Origin of the sequence: Streptomyces sp. NPDC032472 (assembly GCF_040636955.1) — a bacterium.
Taxonomy (GTDB): domain Bacteria; phylum Actinomycetota; class Actinomycetes; order Streptomycetales; family Streptomycetaceae; genus Streptomyces.
The window spans coordinates 13,916-25,734 of record NZ_JBEZVK010000051.1 but is presented as its reverse complement, the minus strand read 5'-3'; the positions used below and the strand labels follow the sequence as shown (position 1 = coordinate 25,734).

Annotated in this window: 5 protein-coding genes; all 5 read left to right on the top strand. The window is 75.3% G+C overall.

The window, feature by feature from the left end:
- Window positions 1-226 precede the first annotated feature (226 nt).
- The 5 genes from AB0F11_RS27955 (at window position 227) to AB0F11_RS27935 (ending at window position 11,819) form a co-directional block, all read left to right on the top strand.
- The gene (locus tag AB0F11_RS27955) at window positions 227-5,794 is read left to right on the top strand and encodes an SDR family NAD(P)-dependent oxidoreductase (protein ID WP_362179238.1); all 5,568 of its coding nucleotides are present in this window, start codon (window positions 227-229) and stop codon (window positions 5,792-5,794) included.
- 5 nt (window positions 5,795-5,799) lie between these two features.
- A complete protein-coding gene (locus AB0F11_RS27950; RefSeq protein WP_362179236.1) occupies window positions 5,800-8,955 on the top strand; it encodes a type I polyketide synthase in 3,156 nt (1,051 codons plus the stop codon).
- Between the two features lie 206 nt (window positions 8,956-9,161).
- The gene (locus AB0F11_RS27945; protein ID WP_362179233.1) at window positions 9,162-10,019 is read left to right on the top strand and encodes a hypothetical protein; all 858 of its coding nucleotides are present in this window, start codon (window positions 9,162-9,164) and stop codon (window positions 10,017-10,019) included.
- A 1-nt stretch (window position 10,020) separates the two neighbouring features.
- On the top strand, window positions 10,021-11,085 hold the full coding sequence (locus AB0F11_RS27940; RefSeq protein WP_362179230.1) for an ABC transporter ATP-binding protein: 1,065 nt from the start codon (window positions 10,021-10,023) through the stop codon (window positions 11,083-11,085).
- Window positions 11,082-11,819 carry an ABC transporter permease gene (locus AB0F11_RS27935; RefSeq protein ID WP_361913968.1) on the top strand — a complete coding sequence of 246 codons (738 nt, stop codon included), beginning with the start codon at window positions 11,082-11,084 and terminating at the stop codon, window positions 11,817-11,819. Before AB0F11_RS27940 ends, AB0F11_RS27935 begins: the two co-directional genes overlap by 4 nt.

Here is an 11,819-nt window from a genome sequence, read left to right as displayed (position 1 = left end):
TTACTCGGATCCGACCATATGGCAGCAGGGGCGCTGAGTTCAAGGGCGTGAGCCCCGGAGCAGGTGCAGCGGCGGCGACTGGAACGTCGACTCGACGCGGACTGCACCGCGGGCCGCTTCGGCGGGGCTTCGGCCGGGCTTCAACGCCGCACAGGCGGGGCGCGATACCGCTTCAGCGCACCCCCGCCGGTCTGCGGCGGCAGACCGGATACGGAAAGAGAGAGCCATGGCTGATCAGAAGCAGCTGGTCGACACGCTCAAGCGGGTCGCCGCCGACCTGCACGACACCCGTCGACGGCTGCGGGAGGCCCAGGACAAGGACCACGAGCCGATCGCGATCGTCGGCATGGCCTGCCGCTTCCCCGGCGGCGTCGCCTCCCCCGAGCAGCTGTGGCAGCTCGTCGCCGACGGCCGCGACGGCATGTCCGCCTTCCCCACCGACCGCGGCTGGACCCTCGGCCAGCTCGCCGACAGCGAGCGCGAGCGCGTGGGGGAGCAGGCCGCGGCGGAGCGCCGCGCCGGATTCCTGCAGGGCGCCGCCGACTTCGACGCCGAGTTCTTCGGGATCAGCCCCCGCGAGGCACTCGCGATGGACCCCCAGCAGCGGGTCCTGCTGGAGACGTGTTGGGAGGCGCTGGAGCGGGCCGGCATCGACCCCGGCACCCTCGCCGGTACCCCGACCGCCGTGTACGCGGGCGTCAGCAGCAACGACTACCTGCGCGGCCTCGCCCGTATGCCGGACGCGATCGCCGGGCACATGATGACCGGCGTCGCCTCCAGCGTGCTGTCCGGCCGCGTCTCGTACGCCCTGGGGCTCGAGGGACCGGCCGTCACCGTCGACACCGCCTGCTCGTCGTCGCTGGTGGCCGTGCACCTGGCCGGCCAGGCGCTGCGCGGCGGCGAGTGCTCGCTCGCGCTGGTCGGCGGCGTCACCGTCATGGGCTCGGCCGGTACCTTCCTGGAATTCAGCCGTGCCGACGGCCTGGCCGCCGACGGCCGCTGCAAGGCCTTCGCGGAGGCCGCGGACGGCACCGGGCTCTCCGAGGGCGTCGGGGTCCTGGTGCTGGAGAAGCTGTCCGACGCGCGCCGCAACGGGCACCGGGTGCTGGCCGTCGTACGCGGGTCGGCGATCAACCAGGACGGCGCCAGCAACGGCCTGACCGCCCCCAACGGTCCCTCCCAGCAGCGCGTCATCCGCCAGGCCCTGGCCGCCGCCCGGCTGGCCCCGGCCGAGGTCGACGCCGTCGAGGCGCACGGCACCGGCACCAAGCTCGGCGACCCCATCGAGGCGGGCGCGCTGCTCGCCGCGTACGGGCAGAACCGGCCCGAGGACCGGCCCTTGTGGCTGGGTTCGGTGAAGTCCAACCTGGGTCACACGCAGGGCGCCGCCGGTGTGGCGGGCGTCATCAAGATGGTCGAGGCGCTGCGCAACGAGACGCTGCCGATGACGCTGGGCGTGGACGTGCCGAGCAGTCACGTGGACTGGGAAGCCGGCGCCGTGTCGCTGCTGACCGAGGCCCGGCCGTGGCCGGCGGGGGAGCGCGTCCGGCGTGCGGGTGTGTCCTCGTTCGGCATCAGCGGTACGAACGCCCACGTCATCGTGGAGGAGGCCCCGGCCGAGGAGCCGGCGGCCGACGAGGAAGCCGCTGACGCCGGGGGCGTCCTCGCCGAGCTGCCGGCCGTGCCCTGGCTGGTCTCCGCCAAGACCGCCGGCGCTCTGCGCGAGCAGGCCGGCCGGCTGCGGGAGTTCGCCGCCGACCGGCCGGAGCTCGACCCGGCCGCCGTCGGGCTGGCCCTGGCCACGCAGCGCGCTCCGTTCGCCCACCGGGCGGCCGTCGTGGCCGCCGACCGGGACGGCCTGCTGGCCGGGCTGGACGCCCTGGCCGCCGGCGCGAGCGCCCCCGGCACCTTCCGCGCCGCCGCCGACGGCAGCCGCCCGGCCTTCCTGTTCACCGGCCAGGGCAGCCAGCGGGCGGGCGCGGGGCGTGAGCTGTACGCCCGCTACCCGGTGTTCGCCGATGCGCTGGACGAGGTGTGTGCGGCGCTCGACGAGCACCTGGGGCGTCCCCTGAAGGAGGTCCTCTTCGACGAGGACCCCGCCGACCTCGACCGGACCGGCTTCACCCAGCCCGCGCTGTTCGCGCTCGAAGTCGCCCTGTACCGGCTCGTGGAGTCCTTCGGGATCCGCCCGCAGGCCGTGGCCGGGCATTCGATCGGTGAGCTGGCTGCTGCGTACGTGGCCGGGCTGTGGTCCCTGAAGGATGCGGCTCTGCTGGTGGCTGCCCGCGGCCGTCTGATGCAGGCGCTGCCCGCCGGGGGTGCCATGGCCGCCGTCCAGGCCACCGAGGAGGAGGTGCGGGCGCTGCTGGGCGAGGGCGTCGGGATCGCCGCCGTCAACGGGCCGACCTCGGTGGTCGTGTCGGGGGCGGTGGCTGCTGTCGAAGCTGTGGTTGCGCACTTCGCGGAGGCCGGGCGGAAGACCAAGTGGCTGGTGGTGAGCCATGCCTTCCATTCGCCGCTGATGGAGCCGATGCTCGAGGACTTCCGGCAGTTCGCCCGGTTCCTGGAGTACAAGCCGCTGAAGACCCCGCTCGTCTCCACGCTGACCGGCCGGCCCGCCTCGTACGAGGAGCTGTCGGACCCCGAGTACTGGGTGCGGCACGTGCGGGAGGCCGTGCGGTTCGCGGATGCCGTCGCCGCCCTCCAGGAGCAGGGCGTCACCACCTTCCTGGAGCTCGGTCCGGACGCGGTGCTCACCGCGATGGCCGCCGAGTCCCTCGGTGAGGGGGCCGTGGCCGTCCCCGCGGTCCGCCGCGACAGGGCCGAGGCGCAGGCCCTCACCGAGGCCCTCGCCCGTCTGCACACCCACGGCACCGGCGTCGACTGGCCCGTGCTGTTCGGTGCTTCCCGCACCGGGGTCCTGGACCTGCCCACCTACCCCTTCCAGCACCGCTCCTACTGGTACAGCGCCGCCTCCCAGCCCGCCGGCGAGCCCGGCGACCTCGGGCTCGACGCGGCCGGGCACCCGCTGCTCGGCGCCGCCGTCCACGCGCCCGGCTCGGACGAGCTGCTGTTCACCGGCCGGCTCTCGCTCGCCCGGCAGCCCTGGCTCGCCGACCACGCGGTCGCCGGCACCGTCGTCCTGCCCGGGGCGGCCCTGGTCGACCTCGCCGTACGGGCCGGGGACGGGGCGGGCTGCGGGCTGCTGGAGGAACTCACCCTGCACGCACCGCTGGTGGTCCCCGAGGGGGACGGCGTCCAGCTGCGGGTGCGGCTCGGGGAGCCGGGCCCTGCTCCGGACGGGGGCCGCAGCGTCACCGTGCACTCGCGGGCCGAGGAGGCCGCCGCCGACGGGGGGCCCTGGACCCTGCACGCCGAGGGTGTGCTGGCTGCGACCCGGCCCGCCCCTGCGGCCGGTCGCGATGGGGCCGGCGCAGATACGGCCGGCGCAGATACGGCCGGGGGTGATGCGGCCGGTGGTGATGCGGCCGTCGTCTGGCCGCCCGCCGGGGCCGTGCCGCTCGACACCACCGCCCTGTACGCGCAGCTCGCCGCCGGCGGCCTGGAGTACGGGCCCGTCTTCCAGGGCCTGACCGCGGCCTGGCGCTCCGGCGACGCCGTCCTCGCCGAGGTGGCCCTGCCCGGCGACACCGACACCGCCGGCCACACCGTGCACCCGGCACTGCTCGACGCCGCCCTGCACGCCCTCGGCCTCGGCGGGCTGCTGCCCGACCCCGAACCGGGCTCGGCCTGGCTGCCGTTCTCCTGGTCCGGAGTCGCCCTGCACGCCGAGGGCGCCACCGCCCTGCGGGTGCGCCTGACCCCGGGCACGACGCCCGGCACCGTCGCCGTCGAGGCCACCGACCCGGCCGGGCTGCCGGTCCTCGGGATCGACGCCCTCACCCTGCGCACGGTCCCGCTGTCCGCCCTCGGCGCCCGCGCCGGCGGCCCGCAGAGCCTGTACGGGATCGACTGGACCGCCCTGCCCGCCCCGACCGGGGCCCGCCCGCAGGCCCTGCCGCTCGGCGAGGGGTCCGGGCTGAGCAGCCCCGCCCCGGGCTGGTCCGCGTACACGCCCGGCAGCGGCGCGGCCACCCCGACCGAGACGGTCACGGCGGCCCTGGAGGTGCTGCAGGGCTGGCTGGCCGACCCGGCCCACGACGAGCAGCGGCTCCTCGTGGCCACCCGCGGCGCCCTCGCCCTGCCCGGCGAGGACGTCGCCCACCCGGCGCAGGCGGCCGTCACAGGCCTGGTGCGCACCGCCCAGGCGGAGCACCCCGGCCGGATCCTGCTCCTGGACCGCGACGACAGCCCGGTGCCCGCGTCCGTACTGGACGGGGACGAGAGCGAACTCGTCCTGCGGGACGGGGTGCTGTCCGCGCCGCGGCTGGTCCGCGTGACCCCGCCGCAGGACCCGGAGCCGGCGCAGCCGCCGGTGTGGCGGGACGGCGGGACCGTCCTCGTCACCGGCGGTACGGGCGGGCTGGGCGCGCTGACCGCCCGTCATCTGGTCGCCGAGCACGGCGTGCGGAGCCTGGTGCTCGTCGGGCGTCGCGGGGCCGAGGCTCCGGGGGCCCGTGAGCTGGCTGCGGAGCTTGAGGCTGCGGGGGCGTCCGTGGTGCTTGCGGCGTGTGATGTCGCCGACCGGGATGCCGTGGCCGCGCTGCTCGCCGCGCACCCCGTCACCGGTGTCGTCCACGCCGCCGGCGTCGTCGACGACGGCACGATCGCCTCCCTCACCCCGGGTCAGGTGGCCCGGGTCCTCGCCGCCAAGGCGGAGGCCGCCCGCCACCTGCACGAGCTGACCGCCGACCTGGAGCTGGACGCCTTCGTGCTGTTCTCCTCCGCCGCCGGCGTCCTCGGCGGGCCCGGCCAGGGCAACTACGCCGCGGCCAACGCCTACCTCGACGCCCTCGCCGCGCACCGCCGCGCCCAGGGACTGCCCGCCACCTCGCTGGCCTGGGGCCTGTGGCACCCGGAGGCCGGCGGCATGGGCGCCGCGCTGACCGGCGCCGACCTGGACCGGATGGCCCGTACGGGGGTCCGGGCGCTGGACGCCGAGGAGGGCCTCGCCCTGTTCGACGCGGCCACCGCCGGCCCGCGGGCCCTGGCCGTACCGGTCCGCCTGGACCTGCCGGCCCTGGCCCGCTCCCTCGGCGAGCACGTCCCGGGCCTGCTGCGCGGCCTCGTACGCACGCCGGTCCGGCGCACCGCCGCCGGTGCCGGGGACGGGGCCGGGACCGCGGGCGAGGGGCTCGCCGCGAGGCTCGCCGCGCTGGCGACGCCCGCCGACCGCGCCCAGTACCTCGTGGACCTGGTGTGCGGGCAGGTCGCAGCCGTCCTCGGCTTCGCGCCCGGACAGCAGGTCGAGGTGAACAAGCCGTTCAAGGACTTCGGGTTCGACTCGCTCACCGCCGTCGAGTTCCGCAACACCCTCTCCACCCTCACCGGGGTACGGCTGCCCGCCACCCTCGTCTTCGACCACCCGAGCCCGTACGAGCTCGCCGCCCACCTGCACCGCACCCTCGCCCCGGCCGCCGACGACCCGGCCACCGCCCTGCTCACCGGCCTGGACGCGCTGGAGCCGCTGCTGGCCGCGGACGGCCTGGACAAGCTGACCCGGACCAAGGTCACCGTCCGGCTCCAGGCCCTCGCCGCGCGCTGGGCCGACGCCGAACGCGCCGGGTCCGCGGCCGGTGCCGCCGAGCCGGGCGGCCTGCCCGACGCCCCCGACCTCGCCGCCGCCTCCGACGACGAACTGTTCGCCCTCCTCGACGGCGAGACAAGGAGCTGACCTTCATGACCGCCACCCACACCCCCGACGCGGAGCGCGAGCAGAAGCTGCGCGACTACCTCAAGCGGGCCGCCGCCGACCTCGTGGCCGCCCGCCACCGGATCCAGGAACTGGAGGACCGGGTCCGCGAGCCCATCGCGATCGTCGGCATGGCCTGCCGCTTCCCCGGCGGGGTCACCACCCCCGACGAGCTGTGGGAGCTGCTGGAGAACGGCCGCGACGGCATCCGCGGCTTCCCCGAGGACCGCGGCTGGGACCTGGACAACCTCTACGACCCCGACCCCGAGGCGCTCGGCAAGAGCTACGCCCGCGAGGGCGGCTTCCTCGACGCGGCAGGCTCCTTCGACGCCGGCTTCTTCGGGATCAGCCCGCGCGAGGCCCTCGCCATGGACCCGCAGCAGCGGCTGCTGCTGGAGTCGGCGTGGGAGGCCTTCGAGGACGCCGGGATCGACCCCGCCACCGTGCGCGGCACCCGTACCGGCGTGTACGCGGGGATCATGTACCACGACTACGGCTCCGACCGGGCCGCCATCCCCGACGGCGTCGAGGGCTTCCTCGGCACCGGCACCGCGGGCAGCGTCCTGTCCGGCCGGATCAGTTACGCGCTCGGCCTGCAGGGCCCGGCCGTCACCGTCGACACCGCCTGCTCCTCGTCGCTGGTCACCCTGCACCTCGCCGTCCAGGCGCTGCGCGGCGGCGAGTGCTCGCTCGCGCTGGCCGGCGGGGTCACCGTCATGGCCACCCCCGACACCTTCGTGGACTTCAGCCGCCAGCGCGGCCTGGCCCCCGACGGCCGCTGCAAGCCGTTCGCCGCCGCCGCCGACGGCACCGGCTGGTCCGAAGGCGTCGGCGTCCTGCTGCTGGAGCGGCTCTCCGACGCCCGGCGCAACGGACACCGCGTCCTGGCCGTGGTCCGCGGCTCCGCCATCAGCCAGGACGGCGCCAGCAACGGGCTCACCGCCCCCAGCGGCCCCGCCCAGCAGCAGGTCATCCTGGAGGCGCTGGCCGCCGCCGGGCTGTCCACCGGCGACGTGGACGCGGTCGAGGCACACGGCACCGGCACGAAGCTCGGCGACCCCATCGAAGCGCAGGCGCTGCTGGCGACGTACGGTCAGGACCGGGACGGGGACCGGCCGCTGTGGCTGGGCTCGGTCAAGTCCAACCTGGGCCACACCCAGGCCGCCGCCGGGGCCGCCGGAGTCATCAAGACCGTGCAGGCGCTGCGCCACGGGCTGCTGCCGCGCTCCCTGCACATCGACGAGGCCACCCCGCACGTCGACTGGTCCGCGGGCCGGGTCTCCCTGCTCACCGAGAACCGGCCCTGGCCGGCGGTGGACCGGCCGCGCCGGGCCGCCGTCTCGGCGTTCGGGATCAGCGGCACCAACGTCCACGTCATCCTGGAGCAGGCTCCCGAGGCGGAGGAGGCCCCGGTCCCTGCCGCGGACCGGCCCGCGCCGTCCGCCGTGCCCTGGCTGGTGTCCGGGCGGACCCCGGAGGCGCTGCGCGCCCAGGCCGCCCGGCTGCTCGCCGACCCGGCCGCCGACGCCGACCCCGCCGACGTGGCGTTCTCCCTGGCCACCACCCGTACCGCCCTGCCCCAGCGGGCCGCCGCGGTGGCCGCCGACGCCGAGGGCCTGCACCGCGCCCTGGCGGCGCTCGCCGAGGGCCGGTCCGCCCCCGGCCTGGTCCAGGAGGCCCCGGGCGGCGGCCGGACCGCGTTCCTGTTCACCGGGCAGGGCAGCCAGCGCCCCGGCATGGGCCGCGAACTGTACGAGGCGCAGCCGGTGTTCGCCGCCGCGCTGGACGAGGTGTGCGCCGCCCTCGACGAGCACCTGGCGCCGGCGCGCCCGCTGCGCGAGGTCCTCTTCGGCGACACCGCCGAGGACGCCGCCGCCCTGGACACCACCGGGTACGCCCAGCCCGCCCTGTTCGCCCTCGAAGTGGCCCTCTTCCGGCTGCTGGAGTCCTGGGGCGCCGCCCCCGACCTGGTGGCCGGGCACTCCATCGGCGAGCTGGCCGCCGCGCACGTCGCCGGCCTGTGGTCGCTGCCCGACGCGACCCGCCTGGTCGCCGCCCGCGGCCGGCTCATGCAGGCCCTGCCGACCGGCGGGGCCATGGCCGCGATCGCCGCCGGCGAGGACGACGTACGGCCGCACCTGGGGGACGGGCTCGACCTCGCCGCCGTCAACGGGCCGCGGGCCGTGGTCGTCTCCGGGCCGGCCGCCGCGGTCGAGGCGCTCGCCGCCCGCTTCAAGGAGCAGGGCCACAAGACGAAGCTGCTGGCCGTCAGCCACGCCTTCCACTCCGCCCTCCTCGACCCGATGCTGGAGGAGTTCCACCGGGTCGCCGCCTCGCTCTCGTACGGGCGCACCCGCATCCCCGTGGTGTCCACCCTGACCGGGAAGGCCGCGGCCCCGGAGGAGCTCGCCGACCCGCGCTACTGGGTGCGCCACGTCCGCGAGACCGTCCGCTTCGCCGACGCGGTCGCCGCCCTGGAGGCCGAGGGCGCGGACACCTTCGTGGAACTCGGCCCGGACGCGGTCCTGTCCGGGCTCGTCGCCGACTGCCTCGCCGCCCCCGAGCGCGCCGCCGTGATCCCGGCCCAGCGCGCCGACCGCAGCGGGCCGCTCGCCGCCGTGGAGGCGCTGGCCCGGCTCGCGCTGCGCGGTGCGCCGGTCGACTGGGCGGGGCTGCTGCCCGGCGCCCGTCGGATCCCGCTGCCGCTGTACGCGTTCCGGCACCGGCACTACTGGCTGACGGCGGCCGGGCGCACCGCACCGGGTGCGGCCGACTCCGTACCCGTACCCGCGCCCGGTGAGGAGGAGGACGGCGCCGACGCCGCCGACGCCGGGGAGCTGCTGCGGGCGGCGCTGCGTACGGCTGCCGGGGCGGAGCGCACCGCGCTGCTGCTGGAGCTGGTACGCAGCGAGGCCGCGGCCGTCCTCGGCCACGACTCGGCCGAGGAGGTCCCGGCTGACGGCGACTTCATCGACCAGGGCTTCTCCTCGCTGGTCGCGGTGGAGTTCCGGGACCGGATCGGGCGGGCGCTGGGGCTGAAGCTGCCGGCGGCGCTCGTGTACGAGTACGCCACGCCGGAGGAGGTCGTGGAGTACCTGGAGGAGGAACTCCAAGAAGCCGACGAGGTTGCCGAAGCGGCGTAGCGCACACCGCTTGCGGCACGGCAAAGGGGCGTCCCGGACCACCGGGGCGCCCCCTCGTGCGTGTGCGCCCCGCGGGGCCGCAGTGGTCCCGGTGGGGCCCCGGGACAAGGGGCGCTAGGGGTGGACGTAGGGGATCCCAGGGCTTGGGCCCGCTCCTAGCATCAAATCGCCCAGACGCCCGCAGCCAGGAAAGACAGGGGAAGCCGGTGCAGACGAACGACGCGTGGCTCGACATCGGCGGGAACAGCTCGCAAGGACTGGTGCTCGCCGTCGACTTCACGGCCACCGGCCGTCCCGATGCCCGGTTCGCCGACCTGCTGGAGCTGGCCGCGACCGGCCGCCCGGCGTGGGAGACGCTTCCCCAGGCCATCGCCACCGACCTCGGGACCGGCTCCGCCACCTACCTGGACCGCTGGTTCGAGACCGTCCGCGCCAGCGGCCGGCCCGTCAGCGCCGTCCTCGGGTTCTGCGCCGGCGCCACCTACGCCACCGCGCTGGCGGACCGCATCACGCAGTGGCAGGAGCACGCCCCGCAGCTGATCCTGTTCGACCCCGAGCAGGCCAACGCGCTGGGGCTGTACTGGCAGTTCCACCTCTCCCTCAACCTGTTCGAGTCGATCGTGGGCGCCGAGGAGATCGGCCGGGCCACGGCCGCCGGACACGAGGTGCTGGAGTCCACCGAGGACCTCGGGGTCCTGGGCGCGGCCCTGATCTCGCTGTTCCGCGAGGTCAGCAGTGCCGCCTTCGACATCCTCGACCTCGACGAGGAGACCCGCGCGGAGTTCACCGACTCCTTCACCGCGTTCGTCGCGTACGTGGTGGCCGCCGGGGAGTTCCGCTCCACCGACGGCTGGGCCCGCGCCGTCGCCTTCAGCTCGGCGAGCCCGCACAGCGGCCTGAACCGGCTCCGCAACGCCGGCCAGGAGGACCGGGCCCGCAGCCTGGTCGCTCGGGAGCTGCGCTTCGACTGCGAGCACAAGGACCTCCTGCGCGACGAGAGCGCCGCACGGGCCCTCGCCGAGCTTCTGACCGCCCAGGACCTCGCCCGACAGATCCGGATTTGATATGAAGACCCGAGAGAAGACCGCGTCCCCGGCCCCCTCCGCCGTGCGGACCGCCGCCTCACCGGCCGCCGCTGCGGCCGCCGGGGCGGCAACCGGTACGGCCACTGGTACGGCCACCGGTACGGCCGACGCCCGTACGGGCGGCGAGGCCGCCATCCGGCTGACCGGACTGCGCAAGAGCTACGGCGAGGTCCAGGCCGTCAAGGGGCTCGACCTGACCATCGCCCCCGGCGAGGTCGTCGCCCTCCTCGGCCCCAACGGAGCCGGCAAGTCCACCACCGTCGACATGATCCTGGGCCTGTCGAAGCCGACCTCGGGCTCCGTCACCCTGTTCGGCAAGGACCCGTACATCGCCGTCCGCGAGGGCCTGGCGAGCGCCGTCCTGCAGGAGGGCTCCCTCATCGACGACCTGTCGGTGCGCGAGACCCTCGGGATGATCTCCTCGCTGTACAAGAACCCGCTCCCGATGGACGAGGTCCTGCGCCGCGCCAACATCGAGGACATCGTCGACCGCCGCGGCACCAAGCTCTCCGGCGGCCAGCGCCAGCGCGCCCGCTTCGCCTGCGCCCTGATCGGCAACCCGCAGCTGCTCCTGCTCGACGAGCCGACCTCCGCCATGGACGTGGGCAGCCGGCGCAAGTTCTGGGAGTCGATGCGCCAGTTCACCGACACCGGCCGCACCGTCGTCTTCGCCACCCACTACCTGGACGAGGCCGAGGAGTTCGCCGACCGCGTCGTCCTGATGCGCTCCGGGCAGATCGCCGCCGACGGCACCGTCGCCCAGATCCGCGCCCTCGTCGCCGGCCGCATGCTGCGCGCCGCCGTGCCCGGCGCGACCGCCGAGGAGCTGGCGAAGCTCCCCGGCGTCAACGGCGCCACCCTGCGCCTGGGCCAGGCCGAACTGCACTGCGAGGACTCCGACCAGGCGGTCCGCGCCCTTATCGCCTCCTTCCCCGAGGCCCACGACATCGAGATCAGCGCCACCGGCCTGGAAGAGGCCTTCCTCTCCCTGACCGCCGCCGATGACACGGCGGACGCGGCCGACACCCTGGAGGAAGCTGCATGACCGGCTACCTGGCCATCGAGATCAAGCGGATGCTGCGCGGCCCCCGCTTCCTGATCTTCGCGTTCGTCGTTCCCGTCGTCATGTACCTGCTGGAGTGCATGCTCTACAAGAACCAGACCATCCCCGGGTCGAACGGCATCACCTACAGCGCCTGGCTGATGTGCAGCCTCGCCGCGTACAGCGCGTTCACCTCCTCCATGCACACCACCGCCCGCGTCTCCCACGAGCGGGCCGTCGGCTGGCACCGCCAGCTGCGCCTGACGCCGCTGCTGCCGCGTACGTACCTGCTCACCAAGGTGCTCGTCGCGATGATCGTGGCGCTGCCCGGCCCGGCGTTCGTCGCCCTCTTCGGCTGGCTCGTCCAGGACGTGCACATGTCCACCTCGGGCTGGCTGCAGATCACCCTCGGCATCTGGATCGCCTCGCTGCCCTGTGCCGTCCTCGGCCTCGTCATCGGCCTGTACGTGGCCCCCGAGCAGCAGCAGATGTACCTCCAGGGCCTGATCATCCTGTTCGGCTTCCTCGGCGGCCTGCTCCTGCCGACCACCGGGTTCCCCGACTGGCTCGTCGCCATCGTGAAGATCATGCCGAGCTACTGGCTCGCCGACATCGGCCACGGGGCGCTGCTCCACGACACCCGGGCCTGGATCGCCGGCGCCGTGCTGCTCGCGTGGACGCTGCTGCTGTCGGGCGCCGTCGTCCGCAGCTACCGCCGCGAGGCCGTCCGCGCCTGA

Excerpts from the sequence above, each read along its gene's own strand:
- AB0F11_RS27955 (WP_362179238.1), top strand. The coding sequence starts at position 227 with ATGGCTGATCAGAAGCAGCTGGTCGACACGCTCAAGCGGGTCGCCGCC.
- AB0F11_RS27950 (WP_362179236.1), top strand. The coding sequence starts at position 5,800 with ATGACCGCCACCCACACCCCCGACGCGGAGCGCGAGCAGAAGCTGCGC.
- AB0F11_RS27940 (WP_362179230.1), top strand. The coding sequence starts at position 10,021 with ATGAAGACCCGAGAGAAGACCGCGTCCCCGGCCCCCTCCGCCGTGCGG.
- AB0F11_RS27935 (WP_361913968.1), top strand. The coding sequence starts at position 11,082 with ATGACCGGCTACCTGGCCATCGAGATCAAGCGGATGCTGCGCGGCCCC.